The organism is Streptomyces sp. CB01373, from assembly GCF_002803075.1.
GTDB lineage: Bacteria > Actinomycetota > Actinomycetes > Streptomycetales > Streptomycetaceae > Streptomyces.
Map to the genome: position 1 here is coordinate 76870 of NZ_NNBK01000006.1, position 19837 is coordinate 96706.

Annotated in this window: 16 protein-coding genes; 8 read left to right on the forward strand and 8 right to left on the reverse strand. The window is 73.4% G+C overall.

Features of this window, described 5'->3' with window-relative positions:
- Positions 1-164 precede the first annotated feature (164 nt).
- Together CG719_RS10860 and CG719_RS10865 are read left to right on the forward strand one after the other, a co-directional pair.
- Positions 165-848 (forward strand): DUF6445 family protein, encoded by a 684-nt coding sequence (locus CG719_RS10860; protein ID WP_100568353.1) that lies wholly within the window; start codon positions 165-167, stop codon positions 846-848.
- A gap of 136 nt (positions 849-984) precedes the next feature.
- A complete protein-coding gene (locus tag CG719_RS10865; protein ID WP_100568354.1) occupies positions 985-1863 on the forward strand; it encodes an NAD(P)-dependent oxidoreductase in 879 nt (292 codons plus the stop codon).
- A 9-nt stretch (positions 1864-1872) separates the two neighbouring features.
- On the opposite strand, the gene CG719_RS10870 is transcribed toward CG719_RS10865, so the two are convergent.
- The 8 genes from CG719_RS10870 to CG719_RS10910 all read right to left on the reverse strand — a co-directional run bounded on the left by CG719_RS10870 (position 1873) and on the right by CG719_RS10910 (position 9709).
- A complete protein-coding gene (locus tag CG719_RS10870; protein WP_442802720.1) occupies positions 1873-2835 on the reverse strand; it encodes an SCO2400 family protein in 963 nt (320 codons plus the stop codon).
- Between the two features lie 119 nt (positions 2836-2954).
- The gene (locus CG719_RS10880) at positions 2955-3320 is read right to left on the reverse strand and encodes a hypothetical protein (RefSeq protein WP_100568357.1); all 366 of its coding nucleotides are present in this window, start codon (positions 3318-3320) and stop codon (positions 2955-2957) included.
- Positions 3321-3357: 37 nt separating this feature from the next.
- A complete protein-coding gene (locus tag CG719_RS10885) occupies positions 3358-4200 on the reverse strand; it encodes a hypothetical protein (protein ID WP_234375516.1) in 843 nt (280 codons plus the stop codon).
- A 343-nt stretch (positions 4201-4543) separates the two neighbouring features.
- Positions 4544-4876 (reverse strand): TraR/DksA family transcriptional regulator, encoded by a 333-nt coding sequence (locus CG719_RS10890; protein WP_100568358.1) that lies wholly within the window; start codon positions 4874-4876, stop codon positions 4544-4546.
- A 168-nt stretch (positions 4877-5044) separates the two neighbouring features.
- Positions 5045-7447, reverse strand: a complete 2403-nt coding sequence (gene secD / locus CG719_RS10895) for a protein translocase subunit SecD (RefSeq protein ID WP_100568359.1) — start codon at positions 7445-7447, stop codon at positions 5045-5047.
- A gap of 81 nt (positions 7448-7528) precedes the next feature.
- Positions 7529-7984, reverse strand: coding sequence for a hypothetical protein (locus CG719_RS10900; RefSeq protein WP_100568360.1), 456 nt, complete (start codon positions 7982-7984; stop codon positions 7529-7531).
- Positions 7985-8090: 106 nt separating this feature from the next.
- A complete protein-coding gene (locus CG719_RS10905; protein WP_100568361.1) occupies positions 8091-8750 on the reverse strand; it encodes a response regulator in 660 nt (219 codons plus the stop codon).
- Positions 8751-8752: 2 nt separating this feature from the next.
- The gene (locus CG719_RS10910) at positions 8753-9709 is read right to left on the reverse strand and encodes a HAMP domain-containing sensor histidine kinase (protein WP_100568580.1); all 957 of its coding nucleotides are present in this window, start codon (positions 9707-9709) and stop codon (positions 8753-8755) included.
- Positions 9710-10010: 301 nt separating this feature from the next.
- Here CG719_RS10910 and CG719_RS10915 point away from each other — a divergent pair, with 301 nt between their 5' ends.
- From CG719_RS10915 to CG719_RS10940, 6 genes are all read left to right on the forward strand, one after another.
- Positions 10011-10334 carry a TraR/DksA family transcriptional regulator gene (locus CG719_RS10915; RefSeq protein WP_100568362.1) on the forward strand — a complete coding sequence of 108 codons (324 nt, stop codon included), beginning with the start codon at positions 10011-10013 and terminating at the stop codon, positions 10332-10334.
- Positions 10335-10389: 55 nt separating this feature from the next.
- Positions 10390-10761: a TraR/DksA family transcriptional regulator gene (locus CG719_RS10920; RefSeq protein ID WP_100568363.1), complete on the forward strand. Its 372-nt coding sequence runs from the start codon at positions 10390-10392 to the stop codon at positions 10759-10761.
- Positions 10731-11573 carry a rod shape-determining protein gene (locus tag CG719_RS10925; protein ID WP_376493360.1) on the forward strand — a complete coding sequence of 281 codons (843 nt, stop codon included), beginning with the start codon at positions 10731-10733 and terminating at the stop codon, positions 11571-11573. Before CG719_RS10920 ends, CG719_RS10925 begins: the two co-directional genes overlap by 31 nt.
- Positions 11574-11631: 58 nt before the next feature.
- The gene (locus CG719_RS10930) at positions 11632-12285 is read left to right on the forward strand and encodes an Rv1733c family protein (protein ID WP_100568365.1); all 654 of its coding nucleotides are present in this window, start codon (positions 11632-11634) and stop codon (positions 12283-12285) included.
- A 371-nt stretch (positions 12286-12656) separates the two neighbouring features.
- The gene (locus CG719_RS10935; RefSeq protein ID WP_100568366.1) at positions 12657-14738 is read left to right on the forward strand and encodes an SPFH domain-containing protein; all 2082 of its coding nucleotides are present in this window, start codon (positions 12657-12659) and stop codon (positions 14736-14738) included.
- 177 nt (positions 14739-14915) lie between these two features.
- On the forward strand, positions 14916-19835 hold the full coding sequence (locus CG719_RS10940) for a DNA repair ATPase (RefSeq protein WP_100568367.1): 4920 nt from the start codon (positions 14916-14918) through the stop codon (positions 19833-19835).
- The last annotated feature ends 2 nt before the right edge of the window (positions 19836-19837 follow it).

The window sequence follows — 19837 nt, forward strand, 5'->3', positions numbered from 1 at the left end:
CGGTAAAAAATATCGAACACGACGTGAGACTCCTCACGCGGGTGAGCAGTTCGGCATTCCGTGGTGGCGGTCGCGTCCAAGTCCCCTTTCATACATCAAGGTTGACGAAATGTTGACCCGTTGCGGGGAGAGCTCTGGGGAAAGCCCGCCCTACATTCGGCCGCATGCCCCCACAGCCCCGCGGTGTGCCCACCGCGCTCCCCGTCCTGCCCTACCGCAAGCCCACCAAGGGCCGTGACTACTGGGTGCTGGACGACGTCCTGCCCGACGCGGACGCCGTACGGCAGCGCTGCCTGGCCGCGGACGACTGGGTGAAGGGCTACCCGTACACCTCCGAGACCTGGCCCGGACTGCGGACCATGCCCGGTCTTGAGCCGTCCGAACTCGCCCGTGTCGAGCGGCTGGTGAAGAAGGCGACCGGGGCGAAGGAGCTGTGGGTGCAGCAGGCGCCGGGCGGCGGCACCCTCAACCACAACTGCGTCCAGGTGGTGGGCGAGGGCGAGAGTGAACCGAGGCCGCACACCGACTCGCGGGCGCTGTGCCGGTACGCCGCCGTCCTCTATCTCAACCCCTCGGCGCCCAAGGACTGCGGGACCAGCTTCTACCGGCAGCGTCTGCCCGGCGGCCGGCTCGGCGGCAACGTCGTGCAGCCCCCGCACCAGAACCTCGTCGAGGCCCTGGGCACGCGGTTCGTCGCGCCGGACGCCTTCGAGGAGGACGTCCGCGTGCCGCACAAGGCCAACCGGCTGCTCCTCTACCACGCCAACCTCGTGCACAGCGCGACCGGCTACTGCGGCGGGAGCCTGGAGGACAAGCGCATGACGGCGGTCTTCTTCTGGATGGCCTGACCCGGTAGCGGCACGCCGGCACGAGGCGGTGGCGGGAAGCGAACCGCCGGGTACGGGTACCCGCCCCTCCGTGGCACCCGTGCGGCCCCGCGGGCTGCCCGCCGCATCGACCAGGAGGAGCCAGGAGGAGGACGACATGACCGACACCCGTACCGTGGGCGTCCTGGGCACCGGGATCATGGGCTCCGCGATGGCCCGCAACCTCGCGAAGGCCGGACACACCGTCCGGGTGTGGAACCGCACCCGGGCCAAGGCCGAGCCCCTGGCCGCCGACGGCGCGCACGTCGCCGGCACCCCCGCCGAGGCGGTGCGCGACGCCGACGTGATCCTGACGATGCTCTACGACGGCGGCACGGTGCTCCGGGTCATGCGCGAGGCCGCACCCGCGCTGGGCAGGGGCACGGTCTGGGCGCAGTCGACCACGGTCGGCCTGGAGGCGGCCGGTGAGCTGGCCGCCCTCGCCGACGAGCACGGCCTGGTCCTCTACGACGCCCCGGTGCTCGGTACCCGGCAGCCCGCCGAGGCGGGCCGGCTGACCGTGCTGGCGGCGGGGCCCGCCGAGGGCCGGGAGACGGTGACGCCGGTGTTCGAGGCGGTCGGCTCCCGCACGGTGTGGACAGGCGAGGACGCCGCGGCGGCCACCGCCACCCGGCTGAAGCTGGTGGCCAACAGCTGGGTCGTCGCGGCCACCGCGGCGACCGGGGAGGCGCTCGCCCTGGCCAAGGGGCTCGGCGTGGACCCCCAGGGCTTCTTCGACCTCATCGCCGACGGCCCGCTCGACATGGGCTACCTGCACGCCAAGGCCGGCGTCATCCTCGACGACGCGTACCTGCCCCCGAGCTTCGCGGTGGCCACCGCGGAGAAGGACGCCCGCCTGATCGTCCAGGCGGGCGAGGCCCACGGCGTCCGCCTCGACGTGGCCGCCGCGAGCGCCGAACGCTTCGCCCGCGCCGCAGCGCGCGGCCACGCCGACGAGGACATGGCCGCGGCGTACTTCGCCAGCTTCGACGACTGACGGGAGGCCTCAGCCGAGGCAGACCACGAGCAGGCAGAGGTGGGACGGCGACTTGGGGTTGTCCGTGGGGCTCGTCTGCGGGGTCTGCTGGGCGGTGCCGTCGGACGCGGTGGACCCGGGCGCCGTCCGCTGGGTCGCCGTCGAGGAGGACCGCGAGGCCGACTGCCCGGACTGCCCGGACTGCCCGGACTGCCCGGACTGGGCCGAGCGGTCCGCCGGAACCGACTGGGCCGGCCGGTCGGCGGAGGCGGAGCTGCCGGCGTCCGGTGCCGTGGCGCCCTGCTGCGGGGCGGACGGCTCTGTCCGGGCCGCCGCCGCGGGCACGTCGGAGGGTGCCGACGGGTCCTGCGCCGTGCGGGGAACGGCGGCGTCCGGGCGTACGTCCTGCGGCGTGGTGCCGCGCGGCGCCGACCGCTGGTGCCGGCCACCGGCCGCGGGTGAGGTCTGCCGGGCGTCCGAGGGCGTCGCGGCCGGGTCGCCGGGCTGCGCCGGCCGGCTGTCCCCGACGGTGCCCGTGTGCGGGACCTCCGGTGCCGGGGCCGCCTGCGTGCGGTCGGTGGAGTGCCGGTCCATCGAGGCGACGGTCAGGCCGCCCCCGACGAGGGCGACGGCGGTGGCCACCAGGGCCCTGCGCTGGGTCTTCTTCCAGCGGGCCAGTTGGCGGCGCCGCGCCGCCCGCCCGGGCCGCTGCCGTGACGGTGCGTCCGACACGTCGGCGGGAAGCCCCGTGGGCGTGTCGCCGGGAACGTCGGCGGGGTTGCCGACGGGTGCGAGGCCCGGAGCGGAGCCCGCGGCCCCGCCCGCCGCGACGCCGGCACCGAGAGCCGTCGCGGAAACGGCCGCGGTCCCGGTCGCTGTATCGGTCGTGAGGGGCGCCGTGAGGTCCGGTGCTATGTCCGGTGCGTACGCACCGCAACCGGGGCACACCAGGGCGCCGTTGAGGTGCCTACGGCACGTGGAGCAGTAGTCCATCCGGTCTTCCTGACTAGGCCTGCCGAGCGGCCAGTCACGCTAACAAGGCTCGCGATGGACTGTGTGCAGCCTGTGTGACGCTCCTGCACGGATTCCCGGCACCCCGACCGGCCGGGCCGTCAGGCCCGGTCGGTCAGCTCGTCGGCGTACACCTGCGACAGCGGCTGCGGACCCACGTACTGCTGGCAGTTGCACTGCCCCGGCTCGAAGCGCAGCGGCTTCTTGTTCTCGTCCCAGGCCGTCGGCACCTCGACGCGCTCGTGGCACCGGCCGCTCTTGTCGTGCTTGGCCAGATGGTGGGTGCACCCGCACACCGGCTCCGGCGGCTTGTGCGCCGCCTCGACGGCCAGCCGCTCCGCCTTCGCCGCCTCCATCAGTTCGAGCTTGCGCTCGTGCCGGTTGCGCAGCGCGGTGCGGATGTTGTCCCCGAGCCAGGCGAAACCGCCGGTCCAGAAGACGATCAGCACCCACCAGATCCAGCCCATCGGCCCTCACCCTTCCCCCGTGGAGTTCCTCGTGATTTTAGGAGGAATCCCGGATGTTCGCGCCTGGCAGGGCCGGGTGGCGTCGCGGACGCGGCGGCCGGGGGTGCGGATACGGGCCTGTCGGCGCGCCTGCCGGGGCACCCGCAGCCGCCGGGGCAGCCGCCGGAACCGGGATCCGCCGCCACGGGACCAGTACGGCAGCCCGGCGCGGCAGCCATCCAGGGCCGCGGCCGTGGAAGAGCGCGAGGACGACCGCCGCGGCCACCGCGATCAGGTGTTCACGCCCGGCCAGGTTGGGCTTGACCATCGACTCCACCACCATCGAGCCGCCGGTCAGGAGGAACACGACCGGGGCGCGCCGCACCACGGACAGGTAGGTGAACAGCCCCACCACGGCGGCCGAAGGGCCGGTGTCGAGGATCCGGCCGGTCTCGGGCGGCAGCCCCAGCCCCCACCAGCCGGGCCCGATCGCGATCATCAGCCGCACGGTCAGGGTGCCGGCCAGGGTGGTCGCGTACGAGATGAACAGTGTCCGGCCGCGGCCCAGGGTGAGTTCGGCCAGCGCGAAGGCGAGGAACAGCTGGGTGATGCCGGCCCACACCGGCAGGTCGAGCGCCGGGACGTACAGGGACACCGGGGTGCGCAGCAGGGCCAGCCAGAGTGGCAGGTCGGCCTGGACGCCGCCGGCGATCCGTACGACCGCCTCCCCGGCCGGCCGCTGCGCCACCGCGTGGAAGAAGACCACGCCGAAGGCCGCCACGAAGGCCAGCACCAGCCCGGAAAGCCCCCGGTGCGCCAACCGCCGTACGGGGTCGACGACGATGCCGTGCCACTCGGCGCGCAGCGTCCGCACGGTGAACCGCGCGAACCGCACCGCCACATCACGCACCCGTACCGGTGCGTCGCCCGCCGGCCCGCCGTCCGTCGCCGCGCTGTTCGCCGGTGGGCCGTCCGGTGGCCGGACGGCCCACTGTCCGCGGTCCCGCCGCCCGGCGTCCCCCGGTCCCCCCGGACGTTCCGGACGCTCCGGCCATTCCCTCGTGCCCTTCGTGCCCCTCGTGTCCCTCACACCGCTGTGCTGCTGCACCGCTGTCCGGCTCCTTAGCAGTTCCCCCACCTCGTGCGCACAACCGTATGGACCGTAATCCAGGCCGCCGCGTTGCCACAGACGGCCTCACAGCGGCGGCAGGGGCCGCGGCGGGGAGCGCCGCGTGGGGGACGGATCAGCCGGCGCGCTGCTGGCAGGGCACGCAGCAGCGTGCGTACGGCAGGATCTCCAGCCGCTCCACCGGGATGGGCTTGGCGCAGTCCTCGCAGTTCCCGTAGGAGCCGCCGTCCAGCCGCGCGAAGGCGGCCTCGATGTCCTTCAGCGCTTGCTTCAGGGCGTTCTTCTGCGCGGTCAGGAGGTCGTCGGCCTCCTGACCGCCCTCCTCGCTCTCCTGGACGGCCCGCAGTTGGGCGAGGCGGGAGTTGCGCTCGTGTTCGAGGCGCTGCCGGGCATCGTGCGCGCTCAGGCGCTCGGCCGCGGAGGCACTGCTGGTGGTCTCCCACGACATCGGCGATACGGTCCCTTCAAGCAAAAGAGCCGGTGACGAGGGGGGCCGCGGTGACGTACGGCCCCCCTCCTGACCCTCCAGCGTGGCCGCGCGCGGAAGCGGCGGCCATCGGTCGCAGTACCCATTTCCGGCGGGCGGCGGGGTGCACCGCCGCCCGCCGTCCGGGCCTCAGACCCGCGCCGCCGGTGCGCCGCGCTGTGCGGGCCTGCCACCGCCCGAGCCGCTGCCCGAGCCGCCGCCCGGACCGCGGCGCCGGCCGCCGCGCTGGTGGCGGTGCAGCTCGATGGCGAGCGGGGAGGCGGTGAACACCGAGGAGTAGGTGCCGACCACGAGCCCGATGAGGAGGGCGAGCGCGAAGTCGGTCAGCGAGTCCCCGCCGAAGAGCGTCAGGGAGATCAGGATCAGCAACGCGCCCATGCCCGTGTTGATCGTGCGGGGCAGCGTCTGCAGGATTCCCTGGTTGGTGATCTGCTCCAGCGATGTCTTGCGGTCGCGTCCGAGCAGTTCCCGGATGCGGTCGAACAGGACCACCGAGTCGTTGACCGAGTAGCCGATGACGGTGAGCAGGGACGCCAGGAACACACCGTCGATGGGCTTGCCGAGCCATGCGAAGACGCCGACGAGGATGACCACGTCGTGCGCGAGCGCGGCGACCGCCGCGGTGCCGAACAGCCAGCGGAAGCGGGCCGCGAGGTAGAGCAACTGGGCCCCGAGGGCGACGCCGAGGGCGATGAGCGCGTTGCGGCGCAGTTCCTCGCCCAGGCTCGGGCCGATCAGCTCGTCACGGACCTTCTCGGTCTTGCCGCCCAGTTCGCTGATGGTCCCGGTGACCTTGGCGGCCTCGGCGTCGGTCAGGTCCTCGGTGCGCACGGTCAGGCCGTTGTCGTTGGACGACTGCACGAGCGCGCCGGGGAAGCCCGCGTCGGCGAGGGCGGTACGGGCCCGGTCGGGGTTCACGGGGGTCGTGGTGGTGTACTCGATCAGCCGGCCGCCGGTGAACTCCAGGCCGAAGTTCAGGCCCCGGGCCGCGATGCCCGAGCCGGCGAGCACCAGCAGGACCGCGGAGACGGCCAGCCAGCGACGCGGGTGGGTCATCAGGTCCGGGTTGCGGCGCGTGACCAGATCGCGGACCCGCCCGGTGGTCGCCAGGCCGGTGAACAGGTGGCGGCGGCGCACCCAGGCACGGTCCACGGCGAACTCGGCGAGCACCCGGGTGATGACCAGCGCGCTGATCATGGACGCGGCGACACCGATGGCGAGGGTGACGGCGAAGCCGCGCACCGGGCCGGTGGACAGGAAGAACAGCAGTCCGGCCGCGATCAGCGTGGTGATGTTGGAGTCGGCGATCGCGCTGAAGGCGTTGCGGAATCCGGCGGTGAGGGCCGAGCGCGGGCTCGGCCGGTGCATACCGGCGTACTCCTCACGCGCTCGTTCGAAGACGAGCACGTTGGCGTCCACGGCCATGCCGATCGCCAGGACGAAACCGGCCAGGCCCGGCAGGGTCAGGGTGGCGCCGAGGGCGGCCAGGGCGGCGTAGGAGATCACTCCGTAGCAGAGCAGGGCCACGGCCGCGAGGAAGCCCGTGAGGCGGTAGACGGTGACGATGAACAGGATCGTCAGGGCGGTGCCGATCACCGCGGCCCAGGCGGTGGCCTCGATGGCGCTGGCGCCGAGGGTGGGGCCGATGGTGTGCTGCTCGACCGTCTCGACCGGTACGGGCAGGGCGCCGCCGTTGATGAGCAGCGCCAGCTCGCGGGCCTCGGCGTCGTCGAAGGAGCCGGTGATCTGCGTGGAGCCGTCGGCGATGCCCGTGCCGCAGGCGACGGACGGGGCGACCTGCGGGGAGGAGATGATCCGGTCGTCGAGCACGATGGCGACCCGGCGCGCGGGGTCGCCGACCTGGCGGCAGGCGGCCTCACTGGTCAGCTTGGCCCATGAGGACCGGCCCGCCTTGTCGAAGTCGACGGTGACGGTCCAGCCGGCGCCCGTCTCCTGCTCGAAGCGTGCCTGGGCGCCCTTGACGTCCCTGCCGGTCATGGCGCTGTCCTGGAGGCGCAGCTTCTGCCCGGACTCGTCGGGCAGCACGAGTTCCTTGGACGCCTCGGGTTCCTTCGAGGTCTCGGGCTTCGTCGAGGCGTCGGGCTTCTTCGAGGCCTCCGGCTCGGACTTGGCGGGGTCCTCGGCGCTGTCGGCGACGCCGACCACCGGGTGGAAGGTCAGCTGGGCGGTACGGCCGAGCACGTCGGCCGCCTTCTTCGGGTCCTGTACGCCGGGCAGCTCGACGATGATCCGGTTGCTGCCCGAGCGGACGAGGGTCGGTTCGGCGACGCCGAGCGCGTCGACCCGGCCGCGCAGCACTTCCAGGGCGCGGTCGGTGGCCTCGCGGTCGGCCTTGGTGGTCGCGGTGGAGCGGGTCTCCAGGACGATCTGGGTACCGCCCCGCAGGTCGAGCCCGAGTCGGACGGGAACGGTGGCGGTGATGTACACGGACAGGGCGATCACGGCGAGGGCGAACAGCGCTCTCCACCGGGATGTGCGTTTCGTGCGTTTCGTGCGTGTCTTGGGGGTCAACGGAGGCCTCCGGCAGGCACGCCGCGACTGCGGCCGACGCGGTCACGGCGGTCGAGGGACGAAAGGGGCGAAAAGGGGGCGTCAGATGCCGAAGGTCCGCGGCGGCGCCCGGCCGCCGTCCTGCACCACGTGCACCGTGCGGGCGGCCACGGTCACCGGGACGGGACGCGTCCGCCCGGGTGCGGGGAGGGGGACGTCCGTGACGTCCTCGGTGGTGGCGAACTGCCCGTGCGCGACGGGCCGGTCCCCGTGGAACTCCTGCCGGGTCCCGTCCTGCGCCGAGCACACGACGGTGCACCCCTGCCCGGCGTGCGGAGCGTCCACCGGACGCTCGTCGGTGCCGGGGCGGCCGTCGCCGGGCGCGGAGCCGGAGTGCTGTCCGGGCTCGAGGTCCGCGACGGAGGCCGCCGCGGCAGGGGCAGGGGTGGGCAGTGGCGGGGGGCTGCCGGTGGTGAAGACCGCCAGGAGGGCGAGCAGTGCGGCCGTCAGGAAGGCCAGGGCACGGGAGGCGGGGTCGGTGCTCGGCGCTGGGTGCATGCACCGTCCCCTTTCGTGTGGCACTCGTGAGCGGACGCGGATGTCGTACCCGGGACCCCGGCCGGGGAGTGGACAGCCGGGACCCCGGGTGGTCGTGGGCGGGCGGTCAGGGCTCGATCAGACCGGCCCGGATGGCGTAGCGGGTGAGCTCCAGGCGGTCGCGCAGCCCGAGCTTCTGGAGCAGGTTGGCGCGGTGCCGCTGGACGGTCTTGATGCTGATGAAGAGGATCTCGCCGATCTCCTTCGAGGAGTGCCCCTCGGCGACCAGCTTCAGGACCTCCTCCTCGCGGGGCGTCAGCACCTGGTCCGGGGTCTCCTCGCCGTGGCGGACCCGGTCCAGGTAGTTGCGGATCAGCGCGGTCACCGCGCCCGGGTACAGGAACGGCTCGTCCCGCATCGCCGCCCGGCAGGCGGCGACGAGGTCCTGGTCGGCGACGGACTTCAGCACGTACCCGCTGGCACCGGCCTTCAGCGCCTGGAAGAAGTACTGCTCGTTGTCGTGCATGGTGAGCATCAGGATCCGCAGGTCCGGCTTGAGCGCGACCAGTTCACGGGTGGCCTGGAGGCCGGTCAGCCGGGGCATCGCGATGTCCAGCACGGCCAGGTCGATGTCGTGGGTGCGGGCCATCTCGATGGCCTCCGCGCCGTCACCGGCCTCGGCGACCACCTCCAGGTCCGGTTCCTGGTCGAGGATGAGCCGCACTCCCCGGCGTACCAGCGCGTGGTCGTCGGCGAGCAGGATGCGGATCGTGGTCGGCTCGGACATGGTCAGGTCTGCTTCCTGGGAACGACGGGCGCGGTCAGCCGGACCTCGGTTCCGGCCGTGGGGGTGGGGGCGATGTCGAGGCCGGCCCCGATGAGCAGGGCCCGCTCACGCATGCCGCGTATGCCGGCGCCTTCGTGCGCCGCCTTGATGCCGCGCCCGTCGTCGGTGATGGCCAGCTCCACGGCGCCGTCGGTGTGCCGCAGGCTGACCTCGATCCGTTCGGCGTCCGCGTGCCGGGCCACGTTTGTCAGGCTCTCCTGGGCGACACGGTAGAGGACCAGCTCCGTCTCCGGCTCCAGGGCGGGCAGGTCGGTGTCGAAGCGGCGCACCACCTGCAGCCCGGTGTGGGTGGCGAAGTCGGTGGTCAGCGAGGTCAGCGCGGCGACCAGACCGAGGTCGTCCAGGACCCCGGGCCGCAGCCGGCGCACCAGCCGGCGGACCTCGTCCAGGCTTCCCCGGGTGATCTCCTGCGCCTGGAGCAGTTCGTCGCGCAGCGGCGCGTCCGCCTCGTCAGCGGCCCGCTTGAGCGCGAGCAGGATCGCGGTCATGCTCTGGCCCACCTCGTCGTGCAGCTCCTGCGCGATACGGCGCCGCTCGGCCTCCTGGGCGAGCAGGACCCGGGCGCTGCTCGTGGCCCGCTCGTTCTCCAGCCGGTCGAGCATGGCGTTGAACGTGCGGATCAGCTCCGCCACCTCGCCGCCGCCCTGCTCGGGCAGCCGCTGGCCGGGGCGCAGCAGGTCCACGGTGGTCATCAGCTTCGTCACCCGGTCCAGGGGCGCCAGTCCCCAGCGCAGCAGGGCGGCGTTGGCGACCAGCATGACGGCCAGGCCGCCCACCAGGATGACAGCCTCGGTCAGCACGACCGGCACCGACACGGTCACCGGGGCCCACAGCAGCAGCGCGGTGGCCGAGCCCAGCACCACGGCGTTGAGCCCGAAGATCCGCCAGAACAGGGACACCAGGGTCACGCCTCCTTACGTGATGCGGTCTGCCTCTACTGTCGGTCATCGCGCATCCCGGACGAGCCGCGGCCCCTGTGGTCCCGACCGGGCCTGACGCCAGTGTGCCGTCCGCCGGCTCCCGCAAGCGATGGGGCCCGGTCCCCATTTCACCCCGTGCGGCCTACCCATGCACGGGTCGAGTGGATCCCCCGATCGGCCGCAAATGGGTTCTGGACCCGATGGGAAACCGCGGCCGGTTCGACCAGGGTTGAGGTGTGACCGACCCCCGTCCCCCGTTGCACAACGAAAGGCACTGACCATGTCGCTCGACGCCGCCCGGACCGAACCCCGCGAGCGCCTGTCCGCTCAGGAGGCCCGCCGGCGCCTTGAACACGCCCGCGGGACCCGGCTGGTCCAGCTGGAAGCCCTCGGCGAGACCGGGCAGACGGCGGACGACCACCTGATGTCCTCCCAGCGTGAGGCCATCATGCGGGTGCTGAAGGAGATCGACGAGGCGTTCGCCCGCGTCGAGGACGGCACCTACGGGTCCTGCCTGGAGTGCGGCAAGCCGGTACCGGCGGAGCGCCTGGAGATCCTGCCGTACACGGGGCACTGCGTCGGCTGCCGGCGCCGTACCGCCTGAACCGTCCGCCTGTCCGTCCTGCCTTCGTCCTCCGCCCTGCCCGAGGGGTGAAACGGTGAACAACCAGATCATCGGCGACCGCGACACGCACCTGACGGCCGAGGACCTCGCCGCGCTGCGCGCGAACCTCGACGAGCAGCGCCTGTTCCGCCAGGAGCAGCTGGAGCAGATCTCGGCCGCCGCGACCTCCCGCGCGGACGCCGTGCTCCAGCAGCAGGCCGCCTCGCAGGTGGAGGTCCGTGTGAAACTCGCGGCCTCGGCCCGCATGGTCCTCGCCGACGTCGAGGCGGCCCTGGCGCGCATGGACGAGGGCGGCTACGGCGGCTGCCACCTGTGCCGGCGTCCCATCGCGCGGGAACGCCTCGAGATAGTGCCGCAGGCACGCTACTGCGCGCGCTGCCAGCAGGTCAGGGAGGCAGGGCGGTGACCGTCACCCAGCGTTCGCGTGCCGCCGCGGCCACCCGGCACCGGCCGTGGCCGCTGGGCCGCCAGGGCTGGGGCATCGCCCTCGACATGGGCAGTGCCCGCACCCGCGCCTGGGTCGCCGGGCGGGGGCTTGTCCTGGACGTCCCCACGGTGACGTTCCCCGGCTCCGGGGCGGTGTATCCGATACAGCGCGGCACGATCATCGACACCGAGGGCACGGCCCGGATGCTCGACCGCCTGCTCGGCAACCGCCTGCCCCGCTTCACCCGCCCCCTGGTCGTCCTCACCGCCCCGGTACTGGACGGGGTGGCCTTCCGCAACGAGGCCCGTACGGCGGTGGAGGTGCTGCGGCCGCGCGAGGTGCTGACCATTCCCAGCGCGCGGGCCGTCGCCCTGGCCGCGGGCGCGGACCTGGCCCGCCCGCTGCTCGTGGTGGACATCGGCGCGCATCTGACCGAGGTGGTGCTGCTGTCGGAGGGCGCCGTCGTCGACGCGCGCCGCACCGCGCTGGGCACCAGCGACCTCGAATCGGCCGCGCCGGTGCAGATCTGCGAGGCGGTGGCCACCATGGTGACCGCGATGCTGCGGCAGGACCGTACGTCGCTCACGGTGGACGCCCTGCGCCGGGGCGCGCTGCTGGCCGGGGGCGGCGCCCTGCGCCCCGAGATCACCTACCACCTCACCGGCAAGCTGCACGCGCCCCTCAGGGCCGTGGCGGCGCCGCACACCGCCGCCGTCCGCGGCGCCGCCACCCTGCTGCGTTCCGCGCACGACCACTCCGCGGACCCGGGGGACCAGCCCTCCGCCCCGTAGAAAGCCCCCGTCCCCACTCCACCCTGAGGACAACGAGGACACGAAGGAGGGCCGCGCCATGGCCGGCGGCATCCCTCGGGCCCAGCCGCCCCCCGAAGGACTGTCACCCGACGACCCGCTCCCCGACGAACTCCCCCGCCGCGTGCTCTGGCGCCTGCGGCGCAACCCGATGCGCCGGCCCAGCGACCTGGCCCAGGCGTGGATCGGCCTCGGCATCCTGCTGGCCGTGCTGGCCGGCACGCCCGTGGCCCTGTTCTTCGTCGGCGACACCGCCCTGCGCCACTACGAGCGGGCGGCCGAGCACCAGGAGAGGACGCGGTGGCAGACCACCGCGGTCCTTCTGCACGACGCTCCCCGCCATCCCGAGCCGGGATCCGAGGAGGCGAAGGAGACCCGCTACCCGGTGCCGGTGCGTTTCACCGACCCGGGCGGGCTCGCCCGCACCGCGAGGACCCACGTCGAGCCCGGGCTGCCGGCGGGAAGCCCCGTCGACGTGTGGGCCGACACCGACGGACGGATCACCGAGCCGCCCCTGAGCGCCGCCCAGGTGCGCAGCCACAGCAAGGGCTGGGCGATCCTCGCCGCCCTGGCCGTCCCGGTCACCGGCGCCGCGGTCTACGGCGCCGCCGGGCTGCTGCTCCGCCGCCGCAACCTGGCCGCCTGGGACAGCGCCTGGGCCCGCACCGCACCCGGCTGGACGCCGTCCCCGTGATCTCCGGGGGTGCCGCACCCCGGCCCGGTCGATCTTGATGATGCTCTGTCAGCTCACCGGCATGGAAGCACCCCCGAACACTGCCGGAAACCGGCAATGTGCGAGGTGGGGCCGGTCGGGCATCATGCCGTGAGGGGAGCACCGCGGACGGTTCCGGTGCCGGGCATCGGCAGATGTCCGTTGCCGGAACCGGCAGGGGGGAAGTACCGCCGCCCGGTGCGTCGCAGGGGGAAGAGGGGGCTGACGATTCCGCGGCGCACCCGTCTCCCGCCGTCTCCCGGCGCCCGAGCCGCCGGGACACCGCGGGGGGCCGCACCCGGCCACCCGGTCTCTCCCTTACTCACCGTTCCTTACTGTCAAGGACGTATGCCATGGATGTCATCGGCGCACTCGTCGCGGGCTGCCTGCTCGTCGTTCTCCTGTTGCTGTTCACCTTCTCCCGGCTGTTCCGCAAGGTGGAGCAGGGCAAGGCCCTGATCGTCTCCAAGATGCGCAAGGTCGACGTGACCTTCACCGGCCAGGTCGTCCTGCCGGTGCTGCACAAGGCCGAGGTCATGGACATCTCGGTGAAGGCCATCGAGATCACGCGCACCGGCCGCGAGGGGCTCATCTGCCGGGACAACATCCGCGCCGACATCCGCATCACGTTCTTCGTACGGGTCAACAAGACCGCCGAGGACGTCGTCCGGGTCGCCCAGGCCGTCGGCACCGCCCGCGCCAGCGACCGGGACACGTTGCAGGAGCTGTTCCACGCCAAGTTCTCCGAGGCGCTGAAGACCGTCGGCAAGCAGATGGACTTCACCGACCTCTACACCAAGCGTGAGGAACTGCGGTTCCAGATCATCGAGGTCATCGGTGTCGACCTGAACGGCTACCACCTCGAGGACGCGGCGATCGACTACCTGGAGCAGACGCCGCTGACCCAGCTCGACCCCGGCAACGTCCTCGACGCCCAGGGCATCCGGAAGATCACCGAGCTGACAGCCGTGGAGCACGTGCGCACCAACGAGGCACAGCGCACCGAACAGAAGGAGATCACCCGGCAGAACGTCGACGCGCGCGAGGCCATCCTGGAGCTGGAGCGCCGCCAGGCGGACGCCGAGATCAAGCAGAGGCGGGAGATCGATACCTCCCGCGCCCGCGAGGAGGCCGAGACCGCCCGCGTGGTGGAGGAGGAGCGGCTGCGCGCGCAGAGCGCCTTCCTGCGCACCGAGGAGGAGCTCGGCGTCCAGCGCGAGAACCAGGCCCGTGAGGTCGCGGTCGCCGCGAAGAACCGCGAGCGGGTCATCGCCATCGAGAACGAGCGCATCGAGAAGGACCGCCTCCTCGAGGTCATCGCCCGGGAGCGGGAGACCCAGCTCACCCGGATCTCCGCCGACAAGGAGGTCGAGGCGGAGAAGCGGGAGATCGCCGAGGTCGTCCGCGAGCGGGTCGCCGTGGACCGCACGGTCGCCGAGCAGGAGGAGTCCATCAAGAAGCTGCGCGCCGTGGAGGAGGCGGAGCGCGAGCGCCAGGCCGTGATCATCGCCGCCGAGGCGGAGGCGCAGGAGAAGCTGGTCAAGGACATCAAGGCCGCCGAGGCCGCCGAGCAGGCCGCCACCCACCGCGCCGCCGAGGAACTCACCCTGGCCGAGGCCCGGTTGAAGACCGCCGACCTCGACGCCCGCGCCAAGCTGCGCCTGGCGGAGGCCGTCCAGGCCGAGGCCGCCGCGGAGGGCCTGGCCGCCGTCCGGGTCCGTGAGCAGGAGGCCGAGGTCATCGAGAAGGCCGGCCGCGCCGAGGCCGAGGCGTCGCAGGCCAAGGCACTGGCCGAGGCCCGGGGCACCGAGGCCCGGCTGCGCGCGGAGGCCGAGGGCGCCCAGGCCAAGGCGCTCGCGGAGGCCGCCGCGATCGGCGAGAAGCTGAAGGCCGAGGCGGCGGGCCTGACCGAGAAGGCGGCGGCGATGGCCGCCCTGGACGAGGCCTCCCGCGAGCACGAAGAATACCGGCTGCGGCTGCAGGCGGAGAAGGAGATCCGGCTGGCCGGCCTGGAGGCGCAGCGGCAGGTCGCCGAGGCGCAGGCCACGGTCCTCGCGACCGGTCTCGAGCACGCCGACATCGACATCGTCGGCGGCGAGTCGGTCTTCTTCGACCGCCTGATGAGCGCGATCTCGTTCGGCAAGGGCATCGACGGATTCGTGGAGAACTCCCGCACCGCGCAGGCCCTTGCCGCGCCCTGGCTGGACGGCTCGTCGAACTTCACCGAGGACCTCGGCCGGATCCTCGGCCGGATGGGCTCGGCCGACGTCAAGAACCTGACGGTCTCCGCGCTGCTGATGAAGATGATGCAGACGGGCGGCACGAACGCCGGTCAGCTCCAGCAACTCCTCGACCGGGCCGGTGAGCTGGGCCTCGCCGACACCCCGCTCACCGCCCTCAACGGCACCGCCCTCAACGGCACCACCCGGGCCTGACGAGCCGCGGGAGGGCCCCGAGCCGCCGCCTTCAAGGGGCGGTCGGGGGCCCGCCCCCCGCGGATCACGCCGCGAACGCGGGGCCGGGAACCCGGCCCCGTTCGACGGGGGCCGGCCTGATCCGCCGGACAGGCCTGCCCCCGGGCCCGCACCTCTTCGTGAAGGGACGCACCACCCATGGCCACCGCCCTGGAGACGGGTTCGTACGACTCCGTGGACACCGGAACGTACGAGGTGCTGCGCGACCGGCTGACCGCGCAGGCCGCCGAGCTCGCCCGCGGGGCCGAGCGACTCAACGCCCGACGGGCCGAGGAGTTCGGTGCCACGCGCCTGGACCTCACCGGCACCGGCCGGCTGCGCACCGAGCACCCCAGCGTGCCCCGCGACGTCGTGGCCGTCGGCGACCGCCTGCTGTTCGGATACAACGGCCACCTGCCCGAACCCCGGGTCGGCGACGTCCTCGCACTGCACGACCGGGAGCTGAACCGGCTCCCCGAGGACGCGGTGCCCGGACTCCTCGACGACCCCGCCTTCGTGCGGGAGTTCGAGGCCCTGCACCGCTACTACCGGCAGGCGCGGCTGCTGAGCCTGCGCCGCGTCGAGGACCGCCTCCTCGCCGTCTTCCGGACCGGTGAGAAGGCCGGCGACATCCGGGTGCTGCGCTGGACACTCACCGCCGACGGCCGGGCGGCGTTCCTGGACGGGCGCGGCGAACGCGACCACGTCCCGCCGCCCTCCCACGACTTCGAGTGGACCGCGACCGGCCGTGAGGACCACGTCCTCGGCCGCCACCCGCACGTCTCCGTGCGCGGCGAGGTCTTCGTCTCCACCGTCGGCGGCCGCCTCACCGTCAAGACGGAGGACGACACCGAGACCGGCGAGGGCATCCACAGCGAACCGGTCGACGAGCCGCTGCAGGCCCTCGCCGACGCGGACATCGCGTACGCGAGCGTGGGCCCGCTGATCCTGCTGCGGATCCGCCCCTACAAGGAGCAGCCCCACCGCCACCTCGTCTTCCACACCCTCACCAGGACCGTGGTCCGCATCGACGGCGTCGGGCAGGCCTGCCGCCGCCTGCCCGACGACCAGGGCATCGTCTTCCCCGGCGGCTACTGCCTCGCCACCGGCGCCCACAAGACCTACGAACTCGGCAGATCGGGGCTGGAGTTCGAGCGCGAGGTGCGTTCGCCCTACGGCGAGGACGTGCTGTACGCCTTCCACGCGCCCGCCGAGGGACGCAGCCTGCTGCTGTCGTACAACACCATCCGCGAGGAGGTCGCCACCCCGCTGTCCTGCCACGGCTGGGCGCTGTTCGACGACGGCACGCTGATGGCGCTGCGCACGGACCCCTCGGCCGGGCCCGACGAGCCGGGCCGCGTGCACCCCCTCCAGCTGTGGAGCTCCCCCTACGTCTCCGACACCCACGCCGGCGCCACGGGCACCGGGCCCCTCGGACGGATCGGCAACGCCGACCTCGTACGCGGCATCTCCGACTGCCTGTCCATCGGCCGCGCCGTCGCCGAGACCACGCCGACCGTCGAGGTGTACGAGGCGCTGGCCGCCGCCTGCGTCCGCGCCCTCGACACCCACCACTGGCTGGGCGAGGAGGAACTGGGCGACCTGCGCACCCCGCTGGACGCCGTACGGGTCACCGCCGAGCAGGTGCTGGAGGAGTTCCGTACCGTACAGACGCTGACCCGGCAGGCCGCGGACGCGCTCGAAGCGGCCGCGGGCAGGCTCGCCGCGGTGGTGCGCCGGCTGCGTGGCGAGGCACCGCGCGGCGCCGCCGCCTGGGTCGGCGGCCTGAGCGAACTGCGGCAGGCCCAGGGCCACTTGCTGACCCTGAAGGAGATGCGGTACGCGGACGCCGCCCGTATCGACGAACTCGCCGCCGAGGCGGAGGCCGACCTCGCCACGTTCGGGCAGCGGGCGGTCGCCTTCCTGGCCCGCGAGGACGCCTTCGCCGACCACCACGAGGAGGTCGAACGCCTCGCCGCCGACGCCGAGTCGATCGGCAGCGTCGCCGAGGCGGCACCGGTCGCCGGCCGGCTCGACGACCTCGCCGGCACGCTGCGCACGGTCACCGAGGTCGTCGCCGGGCTCGACATCGGCGACGCCACCGTGCGCACCTCCGTCCTGGAACGCATCGCCGAGGTGCTCGGCGGCGTCAACCGCGCCCGCGCCCTGCTCGACGCCCGCCGCCGTGAACTGCGCGACCAGGAGGGACGCGCCGAGTTCGCGGCCGAGTTCGCGCTGCTCGGCCAGGCCGTCACCGGCGCGCTCGCGGCCGCGGACGATCCGGACGCCTGCGACGAGCAACTCGCCTCCCTGATGGTGCGGCTGGAGAACCTGGAGTCCCGCTTCGCGGAGTTCGACGACTTCCTCGGCGAACTGGCCGACCGGCGCACCGAGATCTACGAGGCCTTCTCCGGCCGCAAGCAGGGCCTCCTGGACGCCCGCGCCCGCCGCGCCGAACAACTCGCCGCCTCCGCCGGGCGGGTGCTGGAGACGATCGCCCGGCGCGCGGCGACACTCGCCGACACCGACGCCGTGAGCACCTTCTTCGCCTCCGACCCGCTGGTCGCCAAGGCCCGCCGCACGGCCGAGGAACTGCGCGAACTCGGCGACCCCGTACGGGCCGAGGAACTGGACGGCCGGCTGAAGTCCGCCCGCCAGGAGGCGGCCCGCGCGCTGCGCGACCGCACCGACCTGTACGCCGACGGCGGCCGCACCATCCGCCTGGGCACCCACCGCTTCGCCGTCACCAACCGGCCGCTCGACCTCACCCTGGTCCCGCAGGGCGACGGCCTCGCCTTCGCCCTGTCCGGCACCGACTACCGCGCTCCCGTCACCGACCCGGCCTTCGCGGACACCCGCCCGTACTGGGACCGGCGGCTGCCGTCCGAGTCGCCCGAGGTCTACCGCGCCGAACACCTCGCCGCCCGCCTGCTGCGCCGCCACGGCGCGGGCGCGCCGGCCCAGGCCGACCTGCCGGCCCTGGTGCGCGGGGCCGCGGAGGAGGCGTACGACGAGGGCTACGAGCGCGGCGTCCACGACCACGACGCGACGGCGATCCTCACCGCCCTGCTCTCCCTCTACGAGCAGGCCGGGCCCCTGCGCCACGAACCCGCCGCGCGCGCCGCCGCCCAGCTGTTCTGGGCACACGGCACCACCCCCGGGGCCCGCACGGCCTGGACCCGCCGCGCCGCCTCCCTGGCCCGCGCCCGCGACACCTTCGGCCCGTCCCCCGCCATCCCCGAACTCATCACGGAACTCGCGACGTCCCTGGAAACCTGGCCGTCGACCGATGGCGGCCGCGGGCCGGCTCCTCTGGGCGCGGGCGACCTCGCGCCCGCTGCCGCGGCCTACCTCTTCGAGGAGTTGACGAGCGGGACCGACGGGTTCGTCATCACCGCCGCCACCCGCACCCTGCTCGACAAGTTCCGTCACACCGTGGGCAGTTCCGCCTACGACGAGGACCTGGCCGCGCTCGACGACCTCGCCGCGCGCCGCCAGCTCGCCGGGGCGTGGCTGTCGGCGTACGTCACCTCCACCGGTACGGAGATCACCGCCGGGGACCTGGCCGAGGCGGTCGCCGCCGAGCTGTGCCCGGACCTGCCCCGCTACGAATCCGAAGTCTCCCCGGTGACCACGGTCGAGGGCCTGCTCGGCACCCACCCGCGCATCGAGAACCGCACCCTCACCCTGCGGATCGACGAGTTCCTGGCCCGTACCGAACGCTTCGAGACGCGGGAGGCCCCCGCCTTCCGCGCCTACCAGCGCCGCCGCACCGCCCTCGTCGACGCCGAACGCGCCCGGCTGCGCCTGGACGACCACCGCCCGCGCTCCATGGCGGCGTTCGTCCGCAACCGCCTCATCGACGAGGTCTACCTGCCCCTCATTGGTGACAGCCTCGCCCGCCAGCTCGGGACCGCGGGCGAGAGCAAGCGCACCGACACCGGCGGCCTGCTGCTGCTCGTCTCGCCGCCCGGCTACGGCAAGACCACGCTGATGGAGTACGTCGCCGACCGCCTGGGCCTGATGCTCGTCAAGATCAGCGGACCCGCCCTCGGCCACGCCGTCACCTCGCTCGACCCGGCCGAGGCCCCGAACGCCACCGCCCGCCAGGAGATCGAGAAGATCAACTTCGCGCTGGCGGCGGGCAACAACACGCTGCTGCTCCTGGACGACATCCAGCACACCTCGCCGGAACTGCTCCAGAAGTTCATCCCGCTGTGCGACGCCACCCGCCGGGTCGAGGGCGTGTGGAACGGCGAGGCGCGCACCTACGACCTGCGCGGCAAGCGGTTCGCCGTCTGCATGACCGGCAACCCCTACACCGAGTCCGGCGAGCGCTTCCGCGTCCCCGACATGCTCGCCAACCGCGCCGACGTCTGGAACCTCGGCGACGTCCTCACCGGCAAGGAGGACGTCTTCGCGGTCAGCTTCCTGGAGAACGCGCTCACCGCGAACGCGGTGCTGGCCCCGCTGGCCGGCCGCGACCGCCGCGACCTCGACCTGTTCCTCCGCCTCGCGGGCAACGACCCCGCGGCCCGCGCGGACCGGCTCGGGCACCCCTACGCGCCCGCCGAGGTCGAGCAGATCGTGTCCGTGCTGCGCCATCTGCTCAGCGCGCGCGAGACGGTCCTCGCGGTCAACGCCGCCTACATCGCCTCCGCCGCCCAGTCCGACGAGACACGCACCGAGCCGCCGTTCCGCCTCCAGGGCTCCTACCGCACCATGAACAAGATCGCCCAGCGGCTGCGGCCCGTCATGAACGACACCGAACTGTCCGCCGTCCTCGACGACCACTTCACCGCCGAGGCACAGACCCTCACCACGGGAGCCGAGGCCAACCTGCTCAAACTGGCCGAGCTGCGCGGCGCCCTGACCCCACCGCAGGCGACTCGCTGGGCCGAGTTGAAGTCGGCCCACGTCCGCGCGCAGGCCCTCGGCGGCCCGGCCGGGGATCCCCTCACGCGCGCGACCGCCGCCCTTGCCCTGCTGGCCGACCGGATGGGCGCCATCGAGGCCGCCCTCACGGGCCGCACCGCCTCCCGGGCCCGGCACGCGGCCGAGCCCGGAACGGAGGAGTGACG

Coding starts and splice junctions, on each gene's coding strand:
- CG719_RS10870 (WP_442802720.1), bottom strand. CDS start 2,835: ATGGACTACTGCTCCACGTGCCGTAGGCACCTCAACGGCGCCCTGGTG.
- CG719_RS10860 (WP_100568353.1), top strand. CDS start 165: ATGCCCCCACAGCCCCGCGGTGTGCCCACCGCGCTCCCCGTCCTGCCC.
- CG719_RS10915 (WP_100568362.1), top strand. CDS start 10,011: ATGTCGCTCGACGCCGCCCGGACCGAACCCCGCGAGCGCCTGTCCGCT.
- CG719_RS10935 (WP_100568366.1), top strand. CDS start 12,657: ATGGATGTCATCGGCGCACTCGTCGCGGGCTGCCTGCTCGTCGTTCTC.
- CG719_RS10880 (WP_100568357.1), bottom strand. CDS start 3,320: ATGGGCTGGATCTGGTGGGTGCTGATCGTCTTCTGGACCGGCGGTTTC.
- CG719_RS10865 (WP_100568354.1), top strand. CDS start 985: ATGACCGACACCCGTACCGTGGGCGTCCTGGGCACCGGGATCATGGGC.
- CG719_RS10940 (WP_100568367.1), top strand. CDS start 14,916: ATGGCCACCGCCCTGGAGACGGGTTCGTACGACTCCGTGGACACCGGA.
- CG719_RS10905 (WP_100568361.1), bottom strand. CDS start 8,750: ATGTCCGAGCCGACCACGATCCGCATCCTGCTCGCCGACGACCACGCG.
- CG719_RS10890 (WP_100568358.1), bottom strand. CDS start 4,876: ATGTCGTGGGAGACCACCAGCAGTGCCTCCGCGGCCGAGCGCCTGAGC.
- CG719_RS10930 (WP_100568365.1), top strand. CDS start 11,632: ATGGCCGGCGGCATCCCTCGGGCCCAGCCGCCCCCCGAAGGACTGTCA.
- CG719_RS10900 (WP_100568360.1), bottom strand. CDS start 7,984: ATGCACCCAGCGCCGAGCACCGACCCCGCCTCCCGTGCCCTGGCCTTC.